Source organism: Diaphorobacter sp. MNS-0, assembly GCF_019602835.1.
GTDB lineage: Bacteria > Pseudomonadota > Gammaproteobacteria > Burkholderiales > Burkholderiaceae_C > Diaphorobacter > Diaphorobacter nitroreducens.
In genome coordinates this window covers 614,325-634,040 of sequence record NZ_CP080761.1, presented here as the reverse complement: position 1 = coordinate 634,040, position 19,716 = coordinate 614,325, and the positions used below count along the sequence as shown (strand labels likewise).

22 protein-coding genes are annotated in these 19,716 nt (G+C 65.4%); 3 read left to right on the top strand and 19 right to left on the bottom strand.

Annotated features, from left to right (window positions below):
* Positions 1–9: 9 nt before the first annotated feature.
* Together K2L43_RS03080 and K2L43_RS03075 are read right to left on the bottom strand one after the other, a co-directional pair.
* Positions 10–417: a transposase gene (locus tag K2L43_RS03080; protein WP_041835871.1), complete on the bottom strand. Its 408-nt coding sequence runs from the start codon at positions 415–417 to the stop codon at positions 10–12.
* A 282-nt stretch (positions 418–699) separates the two neighbouring features.
* Positions 700–1,005, bottom strand: coding sequence for a phage tail assembly protein (locus K2L43_RS03075; protein ID WP_011804027.1), 306 nt, complete (start codon positions 1,003–1,005; stop codon positions 700–702).
* A gap of 57 nt (positions 1,006–1,062) precedes the next feature.
* On the opposite strand from K2L43_RS03075, the gene K2L43_RS03070 reads away from it, so the two are divergent.
* Positions 1,063–1,515 carry an antitoxin Xre/MbcA/ParS toxin-binding domain-containing protein gene (locus tag K2L43_RS03070; RefSeq protein WP_011804026.1) on the top strand — a complete coding sequence of 151 codons (453 nt, stop codon included), beginning with the start codon at positions 1,063–1,065 and terminating at the stop codon, positions 1,513–1,515.
* Positions 1,515–1,991, top strand: a complete 477-nt coding sequence (locus K2L43_RS03065) for an RES family NAD+ phosphorylase (protein ID WP_011804025.1) — start codon at positions 1,515–1,517, stop codon at positions 1,989–1,991. The genes K2L43_RS03070 and K2L43_RS03065 overlap by 1 nt, the downstream gene beginning before the upstream one ends.
* Positions 1,992–2,052: 61 nt before the next feature.
* Here K2L43_RS03065 and K2L43_RS03060 read toward each other — a convergent pair whose 3' ends face one another.
* Together K2L43_RS03060 and K2L43_RS03055 are read right to left on the bottom strand one after the other, a co-directional pair.
* Entirely contained in the window at positions 2,053–3,402 is a 1,350-nt protein-coding gene (locus tag K2L43_RS03060; RefSeq protein ID WP_011804024.1) for a DNA cytosine methyltransferase, read from the bottom strand.
* Positions 3,403–3,617: 215 nt separating this feature from the next.
* A complete protein-coding gene (locus K2L43_RS03055) occupies positions 3,618–3,830 on the bottom strand; it encodes a hypothetical protein (protein WP_041835870.1) in 213 nt (70 codons plus the stop codon).
* Positions 3,831–4,079: 249 nt separating this feature from the next.
* Between K2L43_RS03055 and K2L43_RS03050 the strand changes: the two genes are divergently transcribed.
* Positions 4,080–4,850 (top strand): hypothetical protein, encoded by a 771-nt coding sequence (locus K2L43_RS03050; RefSeq protein ID WP_011804022.1) that lies wholly within the window; start codon positions 4,080–4,082, stop codon positions 4,848–4,850.
* A 460-nt stretch (positions 4,851–5,310) separates the two neighbouring features.
* Here K2L43_RS03050 and K2L43_RS03045 read toward each other — a convergent pair whose 3' ends face one another.
* From K2L43_RS03045 to K2L43_RS02975, 15 genes are all read right to left on the bottom strand, one after another.
* Positions 5,311–6,423, bottom strand: coding sequence for a transposase (locus K2L43_RS03045; protein WP_220638481.1), 1,113 nt, complete (start codon positions 6,421–6,423; stop codon positions 5,311–5,313).
* Between the two features lie 222 nt (positions 6,424–6,645).
* On the bottom strand, positions 6,646–7,755 hold the full coding sequence (locus K2L43_RS03040) for a transposase (protein WP_220638480.1): 1,110 nt from the start codon (positions 7,753–7,755) through the stop codon (positions 6,646–6,648).
* A complete protein-coding gene (locus K2L43_RS03035) occupies positions 7,752–7,985 on the bottom strand; it encodes a DUF2442 domain-containing protein (RefSeq protein WP_196996034.1) in 234 nt (77 codons plus the stop codon). The genes K2L43_RS03040 and K2L43_RS03035 overlap by 4 nt, the downstream gene beginning before the upstream one ends.
* A gap of 16 nt (positions 7,986–8,001) precedes the next feature.
* Positions 8,002–8,166 carry a DUF4160 domain-containing protein gene (locus K2L43_RS03030; protein WP_231403456.1) on the bottom strand — a complete coding sequence of 55 codons (165 nt, stop codon included), beginning with the start codon at positions 8,164–8,166 and terminating at the stop codon, positions 8,002–8,004.
* Between the two features lie 389 nt (positions 8,167–8,555).
* Positions 8,556–9,668 (bottom strand): transposase, encoded by a 1,113-nt coding sequence (locus K2L43_RS03025; RefSeq protein WP_220638479.1) that lies wholly within the window; start codon positions 9,666–9,668, stop codon positions 8,556–8,558.
* Between the two features lie 4 nt (positions 9,669–9,672).
* Positions 9,673–9,981: a BrnA antitoxin family protein gene (locus K2L43_RS03020; protein ID WP_103739200.1), complete on the bottom strand. Its 309-nt coding sequence runs from the start codon at positions 9,979–9,981 to the stop codon at positions 9,673–9,675.
* Complete coding sequence (locus K2L43_RS03015) at positions 9,941–10,213, bottom strand: BrnT family toxin (RefSeq protein ID WP_103739201.1); 273 nt, start codon at positions 10,211–10,213, stop codon at positions 9,941–9,943. The genes K2L43_RS03020 and K2L43_RS03015 overlap by 41 nt, the downstream gene beginning before the upstream one ends.
* Positions 10,214–10,259: 46 nt before the next feature.
* Positions 10,260–10,445 carry a hypothetical protein gene (locus tag K2L43_RS18960; protein WP_255580519.1) on the bottom strand — a complete coding sequence of 62 codons (186 nt, stop codon included), beginning with the start codon at positions 10,443–10,445 and terminating at the stop codon, positions 10,260–10,262.
* Between the two features lie 56 nt (positions 10,446–10,501).
* Complete coding sequence (locus K2L43_RS03005) at positions 10,502–10,873, bottom strand: transposase (RefSeq protein ID WP_255580518.1); 372 nt, start codon at positions 10,871–10,873, stop codon at positions 10,502–10,504.
* 213 nt (positions 10,874–11,086) lie between these two features.
* The gene (locus tag K2L43_RS03000; protein WP_220638478.1) at positions 11,087–13,525 is read right to left on the bottom strand and encodes a hypothetical protein; all 2,439 of its coding nucleotides are present in this window, start codon (positions 13,523–13,525) and stop codon (positions 11,087–11,089) included.
* Positions 13,526–13,811: 286 nt separating this feature from the next.
* Positions 13,812–14,933: an acyltransferase gene (locus K2L43_RS02995; protein WP_220638477.1), complete on the bottom strand. Its 1,122-nt coding sequence runs from the start codon at positions 14,931–14,933 to the stop codon at positions 13,812–13,814.
* Positions 14,934–14,950: 17 nt separating this feature from the next.
* Positions 14,951–16,000, bottom strand: coding sequence for a glycosyltransferase (locus K2L43_RS02990; protein WP_011804014.1), 1,050 nt, complete (start codon positions 15,998–16,000; stop codon positions 14,951–14,953).
* A 36-nt stretch (positions 16,001–16,036) separates the two neighbouring features.
* A complete protein-coding gene (locus tag K2L43_RS02985) occupies positions 16,037–16,714 on the bottom strand; it encodes a response regulator transcription factor (RefSeq protein WP_220638476.1) in 678 nt (225 codons plus the stop codon).
* A gap of 31 nt (positions 16,715–16,745) precedes the next feature.
* A complete protein-coding gene (locus tag K2L43_RS02980) occupies positions 16,746–18,773 on the bottom strand; it encodes an ATP-binding protein (RefSeq protein WP_220638475.1) in 2,028 nt (675 codons plus the stop codon).
* Positions 18,770–19,714, bottom strand: coding sequence for an ABC transporter substrate-binding protein (locus K2L43_RS02975; RefSeq protein ID WP_011804011.1), 945 nt, complete (start codon positions 19,712–19,714; stop codon positions 18,770–18,772). The genes K2L43_RS02980 and K2L43_RS02975 overlap by 4 nt, the downstream gene beginning before the upstream one ends.
* Positions 19,715–19,716: the final 2 nt, after the last annotated feature.

Sequence of the window (19,716 nt, the reverse complement as noted above, 5' to 3'; positions counted from 1 at the left end):
CGACCCGGATCACCGCAACACCTCGCGCAAGAGCGCCCCGCACTGGCCCAGTGGGCACTGCAGGCTGACCACCAGTTCGCCGCGTTGCAGGCGCACATGGACTGGCGCAGACGGCAGCGGTAAAGGCGCGGATGGCGGTAATGCAGCCAGCGCCTGCTCCTCATGGGTGCTGTCCGCCATTGCCGTCAGCGGCAGCGAGATGAAGCCGGGCTCAGCATCCGAACAAACGCCCGGTTGAGCGCGCACAGGGCCCGCCTCCCGAATCCATCGGTGCACCATGTTCGCGTGCAGCCCGTGCGACAAGGCCACACCACCGACACTGGCACCGGGCTGCGCGCACGCAGCCACCAACTGTGCCTTGAACGCTTTGCTGTATTCACGCCGGCGCGGCCGGCCTTCGCTTGAAACCTGTTCCATCGTCTCCACGATCCTCCAATCGTGGGCACGATGCCCGCTTCTCACGGCGCGTTCAATATGGGGTCACCGGACGGATACGATTTCACGAGCATTTTTGCGATTGGAACGGTCGCCCGACAGTATGCACATGAACGCGGTATTACGTACCCCACAAGGTGGACAGCCGCCGCGCCAACGACAAGGCCTCGACCAACTCACTCACCTCCAGGACGAGAAGTTCAGATCGAGGCCAGTGGGTGTAGAGAGCGAGTTCCACCACGAGGGCGGGCAGCTCGCCCGGATTCACTGCAAAAACCCGCCCAGCACCTTCTGCAGTTGGGCGTAGTCCTTCATGTCGAGCCGGTGGATCACCGCTGGCGGCAGTTCGGCCAGATTGGCAATCAGCCGGATTTTGCGTTCGGCATCGGTGCCGGCGGCTTTCTGCGCGGTGAGATGGTCGCCCACCGTGGGGCGGCGTAGCGCAATCTCCTTGATTGGCAGGCCATCGTGTTCGATGGGGAAAGTGAGGGTGATGTGTTCAGTGGTGTTTACCGTGATTCCTTTGAAAGCGTGTGTAATGAATACGAGTGGGACAGGCGCCCTGGACATTAACGCCAATTTTGACTAAACTTCATGCCAAATGGCTTTACCCCATAGGAGAACATCATGACCACTGCCAGCGTGCATTCCTCGGTTGCTTCGGCGTTGAACCTTCTCGGTGGCGAGGCGGTGCTGCATGCCCGCCCCCGGGTAGTCATGGACTGGATTCCCCTGGTGCGTCGGGGGCTGCCATCAGCCTCAGTCGATGCCCTGGTGCGTCTCACGCGCATCACGCAGACCGAGCTGGCGCACGCACTGGCCATTCCGGAGCGCACACTGGCCAGGCGCAAGCGTGAGGGTGCGTTGTCGGCCGAGGAATCCGCCAAGTTCGTTCGCTTTGCCCGCGTGGTCGAGCGCGCCGAAACCGTCTTTGAAGACACCGACAGTGCGCTGAGTTGGCTGCAAAGCCCGAATGCATCGCTCGGTGGCGTGACCCCTCTGTCGCTGCTGGACACGGATATTGGTGCCGACAGCGTACTGGACACCTTGGGGCGGATCGAGCACGGGGTGTTTGCCTGATGCGCACCGTCTGGCGCATCACTACTGCGCGCTTTGCTCAGACAGCCTTCAGCGGTGAAGGCGCGAGGCTTTACGGCGGGCGCTGGAATCCAAAGGGCTGGGAGGTGGTCTATACCGCCGAATCCCAGTCTTTGGGCTTGCTTGAACTGATGGTGCAGGACGATCCCTTGCGGGCGCACTACGTGCTGATTCCCGCACAGCTGCCTGACGATCTGCCCGAGACACGCATCAACATCGAACAACTACCCGACGATTGGCGCACCATCGGTGCGAGAGATGTCCTTCAGTCCATGGGGCAAGCGTGGCTGCAAGGTGCCCAGACGGCGCTATTGAGCGTTCCCAGCGCCGTGGTGCCGGCGGAGCGCAACATTCTCATCAACCCACGCCATCCGGATTTCGCCCGCATTGTGTTGGGGGCCCCCCAGTCCTTGCATACTGATACTCGCCTGCTGCGCAATCTTGGCAAACCCATCTGACAGCAGGTCGCCGTGCCAGACAAACTGCCTGCAGTGGTTTCGCATGCAGTCTCCCTACCTTTCAGGTCTGTGCCTGCCACAGCGCCCGGCCAATGGCCGTCACCAGCCCCGTCACCAACGCATTGCCCATCAAAAACCCTCGCTTTGCGGGCGTGATGCCGGCAATGTCCGTGAAGCCCCGGGCAAACCCGTTGAGCACTTCCAGCTCCTCGGGCACCAGGCGCCGAAGCCGCCCATCCGCATGCCGCACCACGTGCGTCGTGCGCGACGCACCAGCGCCACCTTCGCTCGTGATGACGGTGCGTGCCGGCGCGTCCAACCGGTCCGGAAACGCCATCGCGCCCTCGCTGAAATGGTAAGCATGGCCATGCGCACTGACACGCGCAATCGACTTGGCTGCCTTGAGCCGCTGCCACTTGGGCAACGCGGCATCCGCCAAAAAACATGCCGGCGCCACCGCCTCGCCCGTCTCGCGCACGACATCGCCCAGTGTCAGGGCCTGTGCCAAGCCGGTGAACTCCGTGAAATCCGTCAGTTTCTGGGCCACCAGGGGTGCTGTGCACACCCAACCTGCCGCACACACCCCGCCCGAGGCAAAGCCGCTGCCGCGCTTGAGCGGCACATACGACATCGCCGCAAAATCTCCAACAGGCAAAGAAAACACCTGCAGCTTGCCCCCGTCTTTGACACTTGCGGGCAAAGCCTTGGACAGCACCCCCGCGCTGAGCAACCACGGCAAGCTGCCCTGCTGGGCCTCTCCCGCACATGCCGCCATCCGGGTATACAGCGGCGTGCTCTCATGCGCGGCCACCATGAACAACCTGCGGCGCTTTTGTGCAAACCCGTAGTCCGCTGCATTGACCACCCGCCACTCGACCGCATAGCCTTCTTGCTGCAGGGAGACCAGAATCCGGGCAAAGTCTTGCCCTGGACACGTGGCCGGCGAAGAGAGCAACCGGTCCACGTTCTCCAGCACCAGGTACTTCAGCGGTGCGCCCGCTGCGCGGCGCGCTTGCAGCATCCGGCTGACCGCCCACCACATCACCCCCTTGTCCCCTTGAAGCCCCTGCGAATGGCTCAGCGGCTTCGCCACGGAGTAGTCTTGGCATGGAAAGCCCCCGACCAACACATCCGGGCACAGTGCATCAAGGCTCGCCATCAGCGCCGGCTCCTGCAGCACTTCAAAGATGTCCTCGTTGACCAAGTCCTGCACTCCCCAGCGCGCGCGGTAGACCTCGGCCGCCCACTGTTTTTTGCTCGCGGGCTCATACTGATTGGCCCACACCACTTTAAAAGCGGCCTGCTGCGCTGGTGTGCGCACTTGCTCAAGCCCTTGGCGAAACCCGCCCACCCCCGCAAACAGCTCCATCACGCGCAGGGTTCCCGTACCCTGGTTTTTTATACCCAACATCTGTCATCTCCGGTAAAAACCCGGCGACGACGGCGTTGAGCGGCATGCAACCCTTGCACGCACCAGACAACTCAGCGGCCATATCGGCCGGACTGAGAGGTCTAGGGGGTGGGGTTTAGCCTTTTTGCGGGGGGCGAAAAAAAACCGCAGGTCGTACAACCCGCGGTCTCAATCAGTGGCAATCCCTCAAAAATCAGCCTTGTGTTGGTATGTCCTCAGTCTTGGTGGTGTCCACCTTCTTTCTTGAGCAACCCCTCGAGACCATCGCTGTCCAGCGTGATCCCGGCCAGCAGGCCGGCAAACACGGACACCGATGCAGAGGTCTGCAGCAACTCAGGCGCCCCGAGCTGCAGGGGCACCTGCCAGCGGCAGCGAGGCAGTGGGCGGTGGCTGTTCACCAAAGCGGTGGTGTCTTTGTCAATACGCATGTCATGTCCTTTCTTTCAAAAATGGCCTGAGAACACCCTGTCCTCCTTGCGTATAGCGACTGGCGCACAGCACGCACGCGCAAAAAAACCCTGCTCCCGCAAAAACTTGGAATCTTTCTTGTTCGCGCGCACAGCGCGCTCGCTATACCCAGCAAAGCCCCGGCCCACAAGGCTTTGCCTTGTTGGTGCCGGTGCCCGCCGCCCGCCCGGCACTTCAAAACACAGCCAGAACGATTCAAGGAGACCCGCATGAGCCACACCCCTGGCCACGACCCCCTGGTGCACACGCACCTCTCGAGCTACCTGCAGCGCATTTGCGACCATGTGCGCCTGGGATACCGCCACTGGTGCAGCGGCACGATCCGCGTGGACAAAGCGGCGGCGCTGGTGCGCAAATTCGACCGCCTGTACGCCGTGGGTCGCTCGCGCCACCAGCGCGCATGGGCACGTCACAAGGGTGAGGCCGCTGCCGTGCTGCTGCTATATGCGCCCACGGTGCCAGGTACCGCCGACACCGCCGAAGCCGATGACGACGCCCTGCTGTGGACGCTGCTGCTCACCCCTGGCCAGAGCCTGGCCCAGCAGCTGGAAGTGCTGCACGACGCAGGCACGGCCACCGGGCGCGTGCAGGTGCGGGACTTTGAGCTCGTGCAGTTGCCCCGCGCAGGCCAGGCCCACAGCGCCTGGACCTGGCGCCTGAGCGAAGGGGCTTACCAAGGCTGGCGCGCCCATCTGATTGACACCGCCCGGCGCAGCCCCTGGCTGCTGCCAGGGCAGGTGCAGCGCCTTGCGCGCACCCCCGGTTTTGCTGGCTGCCGTGTGCAGGTCAAGAAACTGCAGCAACTGGCGCGCGCCGAACACCAGCGGCGCATGCCGGGCCAAGCCGTCCTGGCGCTGCCGCGCGTGCTGTACGTGCAGCGCCTGGCCAGCGGCCAGCTGCGACTGTCGCAGCTGCGCCGTCGCTATACAGCGCAGACCTCGTGTGCTGCCAACACAAGGGGTGACAGAACCTGCCACTGAACCGTGCGCGGGGGCTGCCACCCCCGCTGCATCGAGACTTCGAGGCTGGAAAGCCTCACGATTCCGTCGCCAATCGGGATCAGACTGCGATAGCCGCATGCGCGTAGTTGCGCTGGTGCGGCTGTAACGGGGCGCTGCAGGCTGCAATGCCTGCTTCGACCCCATTCGAGACACAGGACAGAACGAGTTTGGGCGACACGGACACGGCCGCCGGGAGCAAATGCCCGGATGTGCCTGTCGATGGGCGTGTGGGTAGCAGGCAGGTGTGTACGGGTGCAGCCAAGGCACTGCTTAAGGTGCTCGACAAAGCCCCCGAGGCAGCCCTCGCAGCCCTGCATTGAAACTGGAGCGGCTTTCTGCTGTGGCAATGAAGGTGAGGGGGCCTTTTGTGAGCCCCTCGGAAGAATGATTTTGATAGCTGCCAGCGCTTGCTGCATAAGCGCTGGAGGCCTATTTGGCTTCAAGCCACGCGTTCTGGTCTGGGGGACAGCATTTGGCGGGCGGTGGCCATGCCGCGCAGGGCGCGTGCCTGGCGCCGGGCAGCCAGTTGAGCCAAACTGGCCGGCGTGCCCACCGCGTTGGCAAAGGAGCGAAAAAAGGTATCGGCGCAGGCAATGAACGCCTCGGTGTCCATGCCCAGGCGCTGCAGCAAGGGCGGCACATGGTGGGCAATGGTGCCACGCTTTGTGGGGTGAACCACGCGGCCCACGGTGTCCACCAAGTCCAGGTATTCCTGCAGCCCGAACGGTACTGCCTGGGCAAACCTGCCGGTAGGGTCGAACGGCATCAGCGGTGCCTCGGGCAGGCAGGCCAGGGCCTGCTCGGGCAGCAAGTGGGGCAGAGGCGCAGCGGCGCCAGGCGCGCTGCTGTGCTGCGCAGCCTGCAGAGGCGCCTGCGGCGCCTGCACCGGCACAAAGGGCTGGCCCCGCAGCTCGGCCAGGCGGGCGGCGATGGCCGTGTGGGCGCTGTCCTCCAGGCTCTCGGCCATGCCGGCGCGCACCGGGTTCAAGTCCACATAGGTCATGGCCGACAGCAGGGCCTGCTCGTCCAGCAGCGCCTGGCTCTTGAAGCGCCCCTCCCAAAAGCGGCCTTTCACGCCGTCTTCGGCATTGGCCTGGCGCGCAATCGACTCGTTGAGCACGCGCATGAACCACGACAGTTCAAACAGACGGGCGCGGTAGGTGTCCGCCAGTGCATGCACCTGCTCGAGTTGCGCCTGGCCCATCAGGGCGCGCTGCGGCGGCTGCAGGAACTGCTGCACCAGCAAGGGGCCGGTGAAGAGCTGCGTCCAGCGGCGCAGCACCTCTTCATCGCTCCAGCCGCGGGCACGTGCTGCATCCACGCGCAGCACGACGTGGTAGTGGTTGCTCATGACGGCGTAGGCTGCCACGTCGATGGCAAAGACCGAGGCCAATTCACGGATGCGCGTTTCCACCCAGCCACGGCGGTGTTCAAAGTCCTGACCGGAGTGCGCGTCGTGCCCGCACAGGAAGGCGCGGCGCACGCAGCGGTTGACAACGTGGTACCAGGGCGTATCGGCCAGGGAAACGAGGGCGCAGCGGGGGCGGGTCATGGGGTGAGTGTAGGGCGTGCTGATTATTTAGGCAACTAAAGTGGGTGTCCTTTTATTCTGCGACACCACCGCGCTCAAGCTCGCATTAATGAATGCGCTGGTTGAGCACCTGCTTTTTGCTATTTATTTAATAGCTGTTTGCGTTCGCTAGATGGGGGCTGGGCACACCCCTACCACGCCGCGCGACGTCCCGTGCGCAGAGTGACGGCAGTAGCGCCTGCCTTACGCGGCTTTGGCTTCGAACACCCTCTTGGCCGCAGCCAGGCCACGCAGGCAGCGCTGCTGTCGGTGGGCGGCCAGCTCGATCAGCTTGGCGGGCGTGCCCACGGCGCTGGCAAAGTCCTTGAAGAAATGGTCGGCCGCGGCAATGAAGGCTTCGGCATCCATGCCCAGGCGGCCCAACAGGGGCGGCGTGCCGGCGGGAATGGCGCCGCGCTTGGCCGGGTGCACGACGCGACCCATGGTGTCGACCAGGTCCAGGTATTCCTCCAGGCCAAACGGCACCGCCTGCGCAAAGCGGCTGGTGGGGTCAAATGGCATCAACGGTGCCTCGGGCAGCGCTGATAGCTCTTCTTCTGATCGCAGGCTGGGCCATTGCGGGCTTGGCGTGGGTGCCGTTTCATCCGCAGCCTGGGGCAAGGCAGGCAGTGCGGTCGCTGCCACAGGTGCCCGCACGGGCACAAAAGCTTGGCCCAGCAGCTCGGCCAGGCGCGCGGCAATGGAGGTGTGGGCACTGTCCTGCAGGCTTTCGGTCATGCCGGCGCGAATGGGGTTGAGGTCCACATAGGCCATGGCGGCCAGCAGGGCCTGCTCGTCCAGCAGCGCCTGGCTTTTGAAGCGCCCTTCCCAAAAGCGCCCGGTACAGCCGTCCTCGGCATTGGCTTGGCGGGCAATGGTTTCGTTGAGCACGCGCATGAACCACGACACATCGGCCAGCCGCTGCCGGTACAGCGCAGCAAACTCGCGCACTTTCAGGCGCTCCGCCTCGCCCAGCGGCACGCCGCCCAAGTGGCGCTGCACCAGCACCGGACCGGTGAACAGCTGCGTCCAGCGGCGCAGCACCTCATCGTCGCCCAGGGCCTCGGCGCGGGCAGCGTCCACCCGCAGCACGGCGTGGTAGTGGTTGCTCATCACCGCATAGGCCGCCACGTCGATGGTGAAGACCGAGGCCAGCTCGCGGATGCGCGTTTCTATCCAGCCCCGGCGGTGGTCAAAGTTGCCGCCCGTGGCGGCATCATGTCCGCACAAAAAGGCACGGCGCACGCAGCGGTTGACGACGTGGTACCAGGGCGTGTCGGCCAGCGAAATCAGGCTAGAACGTGGGCGGGTCATGGCTTCAAGCCCACCTGAGGCGCCCTGGCGCCGCGCAGCAGCCCCTCGGTGCTCAAATCTTCGTCAATATCAGGCCAATGGATGCCATAGCCCCCACCAGCCAGCTCCCAATGGCTGCGTTGCTGGGGCGTGGCGTTGGCCAATCTGGGGTACCAGACCAACGGCACCGCAATCGTGCGCCCGTCCATCAAATCGACCACCAAACGCGCATCTTCTACGACCACATGCATTGCGCGCACGTCTGTTTCAGGTGCCAAAGAATGCATTCCATGCCTCCTTTAAAGAAGATTGGTGAATTTTCACCATCCGTTGAATTTTGCTTAAATCTTGTGCAGAGAAACCCATGCTGCGTGCAACCGCCGCATCATGTAACCACACTTTGGCGGTCGCTGCATCCTTGTCGATATGCACATGGGGCGGCTCGTTCGGCTCGTGGCTATAAAAATAGAACCGAAATCCATCCACTCTCAAAATTGTTGGCATATGTTGTTTGGCCAGCAGGCTTAGCGGGGGCGGGGCATGCGGCCTCAGTGTAGGCAGTGCTACGGATTGAGGCAACTAAAGTGGGGAGGCAACTAAAGTGGGTGTCCTTTGTATTGCAACTAAAGTGGGTGTCCTTTGTATTGGAGGTCTGCAGCAACTCAGGCGCCCCGAGCTGCAGGGGCACCTGCCAGCGGCAGCGAGGCAGTGGGGGGGTGGGCGGCAGGGTCTGGTGGCGGAAAACTTTACTTAGTTATCCAAGAGATTTGACCAAAAAAACCATGCCCTACCCCCTGGTATTTGCGGCTACAGCATCCGGCTTACGCGGCCTTGGCTTCGAACACCCTCTTGGCTGCCGCCAGGCCACGCAGGCAGCGCTGCTGGCGGTGGGCGGCCAGCTCGATCAGCTTGGCGGGCGTGCCCACGGCGCTGGCAAAGTCCTTGAAGAAATGGTCGGCGCTGGCAATAAAGGCCTCGGCATCCATGCCCAGGCGGCTGAGCAGGCGCGGCGTGCTGGCGGGGATGGCCCCGCGCTTGCTCGGATGCACGACGCGGCCCATGGTATCGACCAAGTCCAGGTATTCCTCCAAGCCAAACGGCACCGCCTGCGCAAAGCAGCTGGTGGGGTCAAACGGCATCAGCGGTGCCTCGGGCAGCGCCGATAGCTCTTGCTCTGAGCGCAGGCTGGGACATGGTGGGCGCGGCGTGGGGGCCGCTTCACCCGCAGCTTCTGGGGGCAACGCAGGCAGTGCGGGCGCCGCCACAGGTGCCCGCACCGGCTCAAAAGCCCGGCCTTGCAGCTCGGCCAGGCGCGCGGCAATAGAGGTGTGGGCGCTGTCCTCAAGGCTCTGGGCCATGCCAGCGCGAATGGGGTTCAAGTCCACGTAGGCCATGGCAGCCAGCAGTGCCTGCTCATCGAGCAGCGCCTGGCTTTTAAAGCGCCCTTCCCAAAAGCGCCCCGTGCAACCATCCTCGGCATTGGCCTGGCGGGCAATGGTTTCGTTGAGCACGCGCATAAACCACGACACATCGGTCAGGCGCTGGCGGTACAGCGCGGCAAACTCGGCCACCTTCAGGCGCTCTGCCTCGCCCAGCAGCGCACCGCCCAGGTAGCGCTGCACCAGCAAGGGGCCGGTGAACAGCTGCGTCCAGCGGCGCAGCACCTCATCGTCGCCTAAGGCCTGGGCGCGGGCTGCGTCCACGCGCAGCACGGCGTGGTAGTGGTTGCTCATCACCGCATAGGCGGCGAGGTCAATGGTGAAGACCGAGGCCAACTCACGGATGCGCGTTTCTATCCAGCCCCGGCGGTGGTCAAAATTGCTGCCGGTGGCTGCATCCTGGCCGCACAGAAAAGCGCGGCGCACGCAGCGGTTGACGACGTGGTACCAGGGTGTTTCGGCCAGCGAGATAAGGGATGAGCGGGGGCGGGTCATGATGTCACGCTGGCGAATGCGTCTGCAGCCAGTCTTTCAAGGCATCATTCATGCGTGTCTGCCAGCCTTTGCCGGTGGCTTTGAAGGCCGCGATGACCTCCGCGTCGTAGCGCACCGTCAGGGCCTGTTTGGTGCTTTGCGCCTTGGGGCGGCCACGGGAAAGTGCCTCACGCAGCGCAGCCGCGCCTTCTGGGGCAGATACTGGCTGCTCACCGATTTTCCACTCGCCCTGCTCGAAGAAATCTTGCGTCAACTCCGGCGCGTCGTCTGGGTCAACCCAGGGCTTGGGCGAATCTTGCGATTTCACGTTCATTGGCTTTCCTCATGCTGATGATGCGGCGAACCTCGCCGCGAGGCGTCCAGACCAAGATAACCATCCGGCCATCCAACACACCGACGGTAGTGAACCGTGGCTCACCATAGTCAAAACGGGCATCTTCTGCCGTGACATTCACCCCGGCGAACACCTCGCCAGCCTGGGCGAAATCCAAGCCACGCTCTGCGAGTGTCTTGTCGCGCTTGTCGGGGTCGAACTCGATCTGCATAGCACTTATTGTAGTTACGTTATTTCGAGGGAGGAGCGGGGACGGGTCATGGGCAGGAGTTTAAAGAATGCTGTTTATTTAGGCAATTAAAGTGGGTGTCCTTTTTAATTCCAAAGTCCTGACCGGAGTGCGCGTCGTGCCCGCACAGGAAGGCGCGGCGCACGCAGCGGTTGACAACGTGGTACCAGGGCGTATCGGCCAGGGAAACGAGGGCGCAGCGGGGGCGGGTCATGGGGTGAGTGTAGGGCGTGCTGATTATTTAGGCAACTAAAGTGGGTGTCCTTTTATTCACTCGAGTTGCGCCTGGCCCATCAGGGCGCGCTGCGGCGGCTGCAGGAACTGCTGCACCAGCAAGGGGCCGGTGAAGAGCTGCGTCCAGCGGCGCAGCACCTCTTCATCGCTCCAGCCGCGGGCACGTGCTGCATCCACGCGCAGCACGACGTGGTAGTGGTTGCTCATGACGGCGTAGGCTGCCACGTCGATGGCAAAGACCGAGGCCAATTCACGGATGCGCGTTTCCACCCAGCCACGGCGGTGTTCAAAGTCCTGACCGGAGTGCGCGTCGTGCCCGCACAGGAAGGCGCGGCGCACGCAGCGGTTGACAACGTGGTACCAGGGCGTATCGGCCAGGGAAACGAGGGCGCAGCGGGGGCGGGTCATGGGGTGAGTGTAGGGCGTGCTGATTATTTAGGCAACTAAAGTGGGTGTCCTTTTATTCCCTCCCTTACCAAGGGAGTGCTCTACCACTGAGCCACATGGGCGTGAGGACGCTGATTATCGATGTAAAAAACCCCCGACTCCGAAGAGTCGGGGGTTTTGCAGGCTTTCACCTCAAGCACCTACCCGGGGGCGGGTGCTTGTCTCCGGGGGAGATTAGGCGAAGGTGAACTGACCAGCGGTGAGCAGGTCAACCGAGTAATTGCCCACCAGCAGCACCACCGAGTCGGTCGCGGCATTCCAGTCACCGTTCTTGTCCGCGTCGATGAACACGAAGGTTTCATTGGCGTTCGTGTAGAGCGCCACGCCCAGGTCTGCGCCGGCATTGGCGAAGAAGTCCTTGGCTTGTGCATCGGTGATAGTGAAGTTCACTGCTGCGGTACCCGTGCCAGTCACCGTTGCCTTGCCTGCTGCCAGGGTAAAGATGCCAGCCTGTGCGCCCGTGAAGCCAAAAGCGGACAGGTCCAGCTTGTCGGCGTTGGCTGCAACCGTCGTACCACCCGCGAAGTTGGTGATGCTGTCAAAACCAGCGGCCGTCGAATCCGCTTGGCCCGTCAGCTTGACCACGTCGCCCTTGTTGTTTGTAGCGGTACCGCCCAGAGTGATTTTGTCAGCACCCTTGCCGCCGGTGATGGTGGAAACCACGCCGGCTGCATCGCTGGCCACGATCGTGTCCTTGCCGTCACCGCCCTTGATGGTCATGGACTTGGTGGCGCCAGTGGCCGTGATCGTCAGCGCGCCGGTGGCGGCGGAGCCGTCGATAAGGGTCAGAGCCGAGGCGGCAGCCGTCGTCAGTTCAGCTGCTTGGCTACCGGCGATCTTGATGTTGGTGAGCTGAGCCAGGGAGTTGGCCATACCCGTCAGATCAATCTTGTTCACCGAGCCAGTTGCCACCGTGCCGTTGGAGGCAAAGTTCAGCACGTGGGCATTGGTATCGATCAGAGTCGAAATACCGGCTTGTGCCACACCGCCGGCAGCAGTCACGGCCGCGCTGTTGTCCAGGCTGACGTTCACGGCGCTGGTAGCGTCGGAGTTGTCGGCCAGGGTCAGGGTTTGCGTGCCCGTGGAAGATGCGGAGATCTTCACGCTGGTGGCGCTAGCGAGCTTGTCGAGCGTTGCCGAGGTAGCAGCACCAGAGGCAATCTCAAAGCCCGTGATGCCGGCAATGTGGCCCACGGTGTAGCTGGATGCGCCCTTGAGCACGATGTTCTCGAAGCCCGTGAACATCTTGCCGCTGGTGGCGTCGATAGCCGTCGTGGTGGTGTTCAGCACCAGGGTGTCGTTGGTACCGGCGCCGGCCACAAAGGTCGAGCCAGTGGTCAGCGCAGTAGCGCCTTGAACGATTTCCAGGGTGTTGTTGCCTGCGCCCAGGTCAATGGTGGCCTTGGCACCCAGTGCGTCCGTGAATGCAATTTTGTCGTTGCCCGCACCGCCGGTAACCTTGATGGGGTTGGTGCCGAATTGAGCATCCGTCAGGGTCAGGTTCACGCCGCCGGTGTTGGCCGAGGCGTCAACCGACTTGAGCACGGTGGTGCCGGGAACGAGCGTGGCGGTGACCGAACCAGCGCCGGTGAAGGTGATGGTTTCAGCAGCAGCGGCAACCAGATTGCCCAGCTTGTTGCTACCGGTGGCGTTAACCGTCAGAGCTTCGATGCCAGCAACGGTGATGGAGGTGTAAGCCGTGGTCTTGCCAGCGTCCTTGACGGCGATGGTAGCTGCATCGGCAGTGCCACCCACCGCGGTGAAGGTGGCGACAGCTGCTGCACCACCAGCGGCATCACCGAAACCAACCACTTGGGTCTTGGCAGCGGTAGCGGCGTTGGTGCTGGCCTTGTTCAGCCAAACTTCCTTGATGTCGGCATTGGCGGAAACATCGATAGTGGTAGCGCCAGTGTAGTCCTCGACGATTTCGACGCCCTTGATGGTGGCGGAAGCAAAGTTTGCCAAGCCAGCGTAAATCTTCAGCGTATCGATGCCAGCGCCAGCGTTGATTTGGTCGCCAGCACTGAGGGTAGCAACGCCGTTCTGGTCACCAGCCAGAATGGTGTCGTTGCCAGCGGTGCCGACGATGTTGTCGATACTGTTAGTGAGCGTGAAGGTCTGGCCGTTGGAAACCGAAGTGCCAGGAGCCGTGCGGCCTTCGGCAGCACCGAACTTCACATAGTGGGCCAGGGCGCCGTTGGTGGCGCTGCCGCCAAACTGGGCCAGGTTGGCGTTCACGTAGGCGGCCACATCGGGGTAGGCGGCCAGGTAGGCCTTGCCGTCGAACGAAGCCAGTGCGGCGTTGGGAACGCGGCCTTCGTCCAGGCCGTACTGCATGAAGTGGTACAGCAGGTCGGCCGAGTCGAAGCCCTTGCCCTTCAGGTCGGCGAAGGCATTGGCGTAGTAAACGGGGTCGAACGTGGCGTTGGGCTTGTAGCCACGGGCCGCGCCGATCTGCACGAAGTGCTCGATGGGCGACAGGGTGCCCTGGTAGTCACCCATGTATTGCTGACCGTAGAAGAAGGAGTCGAACGCGACAAAGTTGCCCGTCTTGGTGTTGGGCAGTGCGTTCAGGGCTGCTTGCAGCTGAGCGCCGGTGGTGAAGTACGTCATAGGAAAAGCCTCTTTCAAACGTTGAAAAAATCGACCGAAGAGGGGGGCTTCCCCGCCCGTCGACCCGAATGATTCTATCGGTAGTATTTGGCAACACCTGCGCCCCGGAAGGCTTAGCTCCACGACTACACCCCCGGGTTCCGGCCGCCCTTTTTCAGCCGGATTTTTTCCTTGCGAATCAACAACTTAGGAGCATCATCTCCTATATGAAATCGAGTGTACTAAGCCCAAAGGATTAGTCCGATTGTGTTGCATATTGACAACGCACTGCGCTGCCTGCAGGACCTCAGCTCAGGTAGCCGCCGCGCAGCGCCAGGAAGGGGCGCTCGATAAGGTGGTAGGTGATGGCCGACAGGGCCAGCACGGCCGGCAGCAGCAGGGCGCCGGTGGCCAGGGCGTCCGCCACGGGGCCGGCGCCGGTGGCCAGGGGCGGCAGCCGGGCGTTGTAGGCCGCGATCACCAGGTTGTGCAGCACATAGGTGGAAAAGCTCACGGCCCCCAGGGCCGCGAGCGCGCGGTCGATGCGCTGGCGCAGCGCCTGCGGGCCCGGCCAGCGCGTGCACAGGTAGACCCCGACGAAGACGGCCCATAGGGCGGCCTCCAGCCCCGGCCAGATGATCCACACGGGGCTGGCCAGTTCGGAAAACCCCACCTTGCGGCTGAAGGCATGCAGCCCCAGCAGCAGCGCCAGGCCCGCCAGCGCCAGCCACAGCGGCGACAGGTGGGGCGCCACCGCCCCGCCCGCCCGGGCGGCGCGCGCCTGCAGCGCCTGCCGCACCCGCCAAAAGCGCGCGAGCAGCATGCCGATGATGAACTGGTCGAGCCGGCCGAAGAGGGTTTCGTAGGCGATGAAGCGCACGCTGCCGCTGGCCGCGTACACCAGGGCGCGCACCAGCACCAGCAGGCCCAGCCAAGCCCAGAGGTAGCGGCTGCCGTGGCGCCGGCTGAAGGCCAGCAGGAAGGGAAAGATCAGGTAGAACTGGAACTCGACCCAGATGGTCCACAGTTGCACGAAGTACGGCGACAGGGGCACGGTTTCCGACCGGAAGGGCATGAGCCAGCCCAGCAACTGTAAAAACCCGTAATTGCGCTGGTCGTTGTAGGTGCTGATGAACAGCTGCAGGAAGACGGCAAACACGAACAGCGGGTAGATGCGCAGCACGCGGTTCTTGATGAAGCCGCCGTAGTGGATGTGCCGTTCGCCGGCGATCACGGTGAAGATGAACCCGCTGATCACCATGAACAGGGCGATGCCGGTGTGGCCCTCGTCCACCAGCGAGACCAACGGGTTGCCCGAACGCAGGTCGCCCACCTGGGTATGGAAGTAGTGGAACAGCACCACCAGCGCCGCGGCGAAGAAGCGCAGGTGGTCGAGGCGGCTGAGGTAGGCGTGCTGGGTGGTTTGCATCTGGTCGTGGGGGGCGGTCAGCCGCCGATGCGGTGGGGGTTGGCGGCGGCGGTGGCGGCGATGTAGCGCCGCCAGGCGGTGGGGTCGCCGCCGGCCGGCGGCGCGGCGGCGGGGCCGGGCGCATCGAGCAGGCCGCCCGCGGGCAAGGCGTCGAACCAGGCCTGCAGCGCAAAGCGCTGGTGAAACGGCGTGCCCAGGGCCAGGGCGTGGCAGGCCAGCTGCTCGACCAGGCTGGCGCCCTGGCCGGCGCCCTGGCCGGCGAACTCGGGGAACACCTGCAGCAGTTGCGCCGGGGGCAGGCGCAGGTAGTGGCGCAGAACGTCGGCACGCTCCCAGGCGTCGCGGCGCACCACCTCGGGCCGGGCGCCGCTGGCGTTTTGCTGGCCGCTGCGGATGCGAAACGCGGTGAGCGGCTCGGGCAGCACGTGGATGTCGTAGCGCATGCACACGCGTATCCATTGGTCCAGGTCGGGCACCTGCGCCAGCCGGGGGTCGTACAGGCCCACGTTCTGGTAGACCTCGCGGCGCAGCAGCGCCGTGGGGTGGCACAGGGCGTTGCCCTGGTCGAAGAAGTGGCGCAGCCATTGGTGGCGGCCGCGGTTGGGCTGGTGGAAGACGGCGTGGTCCTTGTGCGCGGGGTCGTGGAAGGGCTGGCCCTGCTCGTCGATGAAGCTGGGCCAGCCGAAGACGGCGCCGACCTGCGGGTTGTGCTCCAGGAAGTCGATCTGGCGCCGCAGCTTGCCGGGCAGGAACAGGTCGTCGGAATTGAGCACGGCGATGTAGCGGCCCCGCGAGCGGCGCAGGGCGTCGTTCATGGCCAGGCAGGCGCCGCGGTTCTGCGCAAAGGCGTGCAGGTGGATGCGGGGGTCGCCCAGGGCGGCGACGTGCTGGGCGGTGGCGTCGGTGGAGCCGTCGTCGGTGACGAGGATTTCCAGGTCGTCGATGCCCTGGCTCAGCGCGCTGCGCAGGCAGTCTTGCACGAAGGGGGCGTGGTTGTAGCTGGCCACCACCACGCTGACCAGGGGCGCGCGCGCGCGGCGCCGCAGAAGTTGGGCAAACAATGACATCGGACTGGCCCGCAGGATGCCGGGCACGGGGTTGCTTCAGTGGTCCGCGGCAGCGGCCTGCCGAGGCGTGGAGGGAGACGGGCTCAACATGCCGTATTTGGCGATCACCTCGGCGCGGCTGCTCACGCCCAGGGTGCGCAGGATGCCGCGCACATGGATCTTGACGGTGGGCTCCGCCAGGTCGAGTTCGCGGCAGATCTGCTTGTTGGACAGGCCTTGCAGCAGCAGCCGGAACACGTCGGTCTGCCGCGCGGTGAACCCCAGGGACGCAATGGAGACCGGGGCCTGGGGCCCGGCCGCGGCGGGGCGGGCGGCCGGCTTTTGCAGCGCCTCGGGCGGCACGTAGACGCCGCCCGCGGCCACGAGCCGAATGGCCGATACCAGCACCTGGTTCAGCGACGACTTGGGCAGGAACCCACGTGCGCCCTGCTCCAGCGAATGGTGGACGATGCCGGCGTCGTGGTCTGCGGAGAGCATGATCACCGGCAGCTGCGGCAACCGCTGCGTGAGCTCTTCGAGCAGGCTCAGGCCGCTGACATCGGGCAGCTGGATGTCCATCAGCACGAGGTCGATGTCGGCATGCTGCTCCAGCTGCTGCCACAGCGACGCGGCGTCCCACGCCTGCACGCACTCGGCGAGCAGCTCGGAGCGGCTGAGGATGGCTTGCAGGCCCTCCCGGACAAGGCCATGGTCGTCAACGATGAGGATCTTCACGAGGCGCGATATTACAGGCACTCGGCGCCCGTCAATCCCTGGGCGGGGTGGCGGCGCCCCCGGCGCGCCACAGTTGCACCAGCACCTGGCGCAGCTCTGCCGGCTTGACGGGTTTGTAGAGCACGCGCAGGCGCTCGGTGCCCGACTGGCCCAGCGCGGCGTCTTCGGTGTCGCCGGTCAGGATGACCGCCGGCAGCTCGGCCGCCCAGTGGCGGCGCAGCGCGTCGATGAGCTGGCGGCCGTTGAGCGCGCCGCCAAGGCGGTGATCGGTGACGATGAGGTGCGGGCGCCAGCCGCCCTGGCCCAGGGCGGTGAGCACCGCGTCGGCGTTGGCGTGGACGCGGGCCTCGCCCCCCCACAGCTGCAGCAGGCGCGCGTAGCCGTCGCGCACCAGGGCATCGTCTTCCACGAGAAGGATGCGGCAGCCCTCCAGGCCGGGCGATGCCGGCGTGGACGCGCCGTGCGGCGGCGGCACGCCGGGCGCCGCCGGGGGCGCGACTTCGCAGCGGGGCAGCTGGATGTGGAAGGTGGCTCCGTGCCCCAGGCAGGAGCGCACGCCCACGGGGTGGTCGAGCAGCCGGGCCAGGCGCTGGACGATGGCCAGGCCGAGCCCCAGCCCCTGGCTGCGGTCTCTTTGCGGGTTGTGCAGCTGCACGAATTCCTGGAACACGGCCGCCTGTTCGTCGGGCGCGATGCCGGGGCCGTTGTCGCGGACCTGGATCACGCAGTGCGCGCCGCGCAGGCGCACGGCCAGCAGCACGCAACCTCCCGGCGGGGTGTAGCGCAGGGCGTTGGAGAGGAAGTTGCCCAGGATGCGCTCCAGCAGCAGGGGGTCGCTGCGCACGCAGGCCTGCGAGCCGTGGATGACCAGCGCAATGCCCTTGCGCTCGGCCTGGCGCTCGTAGGTGTCGCGCAGGCGCAGCAGCAGGGGCTGCAGCTGCAGCGGGGCGCGCTGCAGGCGCACGGTGCCGGCGTCCAGCCGCGAGATGTCGAGCAGGGCGTCGAGCAGCGCGCTCATGGCCTGGCTGCTGGCCTCGATGCGCTCCAGCAGCCTGGCGCGCTCGTCACTACGGCTTTCCTGCTTCAGGGCCTCCAGCAGCAGGTTCAGGGCGTGCATGGGCTGGCGCAGGTCGTGGCTGGCGGCGGCCAGGAACCGGGTCTTGTCGCGGTTGGCCTGCTCGGCGGCATCGCGCTGCTCGCGCAGGGCCTGGGTGGCCTCGAGGACGCGCTGCTCCAGCCGTTGGCGCGACTGTTCGAGTTGTTCGGCCATGCCGTTGATGTCCTGCGACAGACGTGCGAACGAGGGGATGGCGCTGGCGGGCAGCCGGATGCCGATATGGCCCGCGCCGATTTTTTGCGCCGCCTGCACCACGGCCTGGATGCGCTGGTCGAGGCTGGTGCTGATGCGGCGCGCCATGACCCAGCCGCTGAGCAGCACCCCCGCCAGCAGCACCATGACGCGCAGCCCGAAGTCGAACAACTCGGTGCGGATGCTGCGCGTGCTCACTTGCACGATCACATGGCCTTGCGGGGGGGCGTGGCGCTGGGGATGCGCCGCCTCGGGCAGGTCGTCGACGTCCAGCAAGGGGGTGCGCACCGGCTCCAGGTGGGCCACCCAGTGCGCATTGTGTTCGCTGACCCCGCCCCCGCCGCCACGCCTGGAGGCCTCCAGCATGGCCTGCAGCTGGCCGGGGGGGATGGCCTGGCCCTGGGCGGGCGCATGGCGGGTGGCCAGCACCCGCCCGTCAGCAGCGATGATGGTGGCCGAGATCACCGAGGATTCGCGCAGCACGCCCAGGGCGATGTTGTCCAGCGCCGCCTGGTTGAAGGAGAAGATGCCGTAGTCCGCCGCCACCGCCAGTTGCCGCGCCAGCAGCTGGGCGCGCTGCTGCAGCTGCGCCGCCAGGTCGGCGTCGCGCTGGCGGATCACGTAGCTGCCCCAGACCACTGCAAACACCAGCACCGGGAACATGGCCAGCCACATCAGGCGCCCGCGCAGGTCCATGCGGTGCCACGCCAGCGGGTGCAGCAGGCGCGCGGCGATGCGCCCAGGCGTCATTCGCTGCTCTCCAGCGCTTGCAGGCGCTGCTGCACCGCGGCCTCGTCGGGCAGGTTGAGCCCCAGGCTCTCGGCCAGCGGCCGGTTGATGGCGATGCTGAAGTTGCGCGGATAGCGGGGCGTGGGCAAGGCCCCGCCGCGCCACAACTGGCGCGCCACCTGGGCCGCCTCCTGCCCGATCTGGCGCGGTGTGCTGTAGGCCGCGGCCAGCGCCCCGGCGCGCACGTAGGCGGCCGAGTAGCCGATGACCGGCACCCGGAACCGGAAGGCGGTGAGCAGCAGGTTTTGCGCGGTGGATACGTTGATGACGTAGGGGTCTGGCAGCGCCAGCAGCACGTCCGAGGACCTCAGGACGGACTGGAGCGCCGGGTACAGCTCGGTGTCGCGCGCGGCCTTCTCCGTGACCAGCGCCAGGCCCTTGGCGGTGGCCAGCGCGCGGATGGCGTCGAGGTCGCGCTGGTGGGTCGGTCCCACCACCAGGCCCACGTTGCGGGCGCCGGGCAGCAGGGCGCGGATCAGCTCCACCTGGCGCTGCGGGGGCTGGTCGATGTAGATGGCGGAGAGCCGCCGCGCATTGCGCGGGGGCGGATTCAATGCCTCGAAGGAGGCCCGGGGCACCATGACGCTCAATAGCGGCCAACGCGCATCGGCCGGTGCCAGGGCCACGGTGCGGCGCGTGGCCTGCAGCCCCACGGCCAGCACCATGAAGGTGTCGCCGGGCAGCGGCAGGGCGCTGGCCTCGGCGTCGAGCCCGACCAGCTGGATTTTCAGCCCCGGTACGGATTTCAGTTCCTGGCGCACGGCCTCGACGAACTCATCGTAGGCCGCGCCCTGCCCGCTGGTGACGATGCCCAGGGTGTTGGCCTGCACACCCAGGCAGAGCAGCAGGCCGGCGGCGCCCAGGATATGCCTGAGCAGGGCGCGGACGATTGCGCGGGCCATGA

Coding starts and splice junctions, on each gene's coding strand:
- K2L43_RS03050 (WP_011804022.1), top strand. CDS start 4,080: ATGAGCCACACCCCTGGCCACGACCCCCTGGTGCACACGCACCTCTCG.
- K2L43_RS02975 (WP_011804011.1), bottom strand. CDS start 19,714: ATGGCCCGCGCAATCGTCCGCGCCCTGCTCAGGCATATCCTGGGCGCC.
- K2L43_RS02990 (WP_011804014.1), bottom strand. CDS start 16,000: ATGTCATTGTTTGCCCAACTTCTGCGGCGCCGCGCGCGCGCGCCCCTG.
- K2L43_RS03070 (WP_011804026.1), top strand. CDS start 1,063: ATGACCACTGCCAGCGTGCATTCCTCGGTTGCTTCGGCGTTGAACCTT.
- K2L43_RS03060 (WP_011804024.1), bottom strand. CDS start 3,402: ATGTTGGGTATAAAAAACCAGGGTACGGGAACCCTGCGCGTGATGGAG.
- K2L43_RS03055 (WP_041835870.1), bottom strand. CDS start 3,830: ATGCGTATTGACAAAGACACCACCGCTTTGGTGAACAGCCACCGCCCA.
- K2L43_RS03040 (WP_220638480.1), bottom strand. CDS start 7,755: ATGACCCGCCCACGTTCTAGCCTGATTTCGCTGGCCGACACGCCCTGG.
- K2L43_RS03000 (WP_220638478.1), bottom strand. CDS start 13,525: ATGACGTACTTCACCACCGGCGCTCAGCTGCAAGCAGCCCTGAACGCA.
- K2L43_RS02980 (WP_220638475.1), bottom strand. CDS start 18,773: ATGACGCCTGGGCGCATCGCCGCGCGCCTGCTGCACCCGCTGGCGTGG.
- K2L43_RS03025 (WP_220638479.1), bottom strand. CDS start 9,668: ATGACCCGCCCCCGCTCATCCCTTATCTCGCTGGCCGAAACACCCTGG.
- K2L43_RS03075 (WP_011804027.1), bottom strand. CDS start 1,005: ATGTCCAGGGCGCCTGTCCCACTCGTATTCATTACACACGCTTTCAAA.
- K2L43_RS03005 (WP_255580518.1), bottom strand. CDS start 10,873: ATGACCCGCCCCCGCTGCGCCCTCGTTTCCCTGGCCGATACGCCCTGG.
- K2L43_RS03035 (WP_196996034.1), bottom strand. CDS start 7,985: ATGCATGTGGTCGTAGAAGATGCGCGTTTGGTGGTCGATTTGATGGAC.
- K2L43_RS03015 (WP_103739201.1), bottom strand. CDS start 10,213: ATGCAGATCGAGTTCGACCCCGACAAGCGCGACAAGACACTCGCAGAG.
- K2L43_RS03045 (WP_220638481.1), bottom strand. CDS start 6,423: ATGACCCGCCCCCGCTGCGCCCTCGTTTCCCTGGCCGATACGCCCTGG.
- K2L43_RS02995 (WP_220638477.1), bottom strand. CDS start 14,933: ATGCAAACCACCCAGCACGCCTACCTCAGCCGCCTCGACCACCTGCGC.
- K2L43_RS18960 (WP_255580519.1), bottom strand. CDS start 10,445: ATGACCCGCCCCCGCTGCGCCCTCGTTTCCCTGGCCGATACGCCCTGG.
- K2L43_RS03020 (WP_103739200.1), bottom strand. CDS start 9,981: ATGAACGTGAAATCGCAAGATTCGCCCAAGCCCTGGGTTGACCCAGAC.
- K2L43_RS03065 (WP_011804025.1), top strand. CDS start 1,515: ATGCGCACCGTCTGGCGCATCACTACTGCGCGCTTTGCTCAGACAGCC.
- K2L43_RS03080 (WP_041835871.1), bottom strand. CDS start 417: ATGGAACAGGTTTCAAGCGAAGGCCGGCCGCGCCGGCGTGAATACAGC.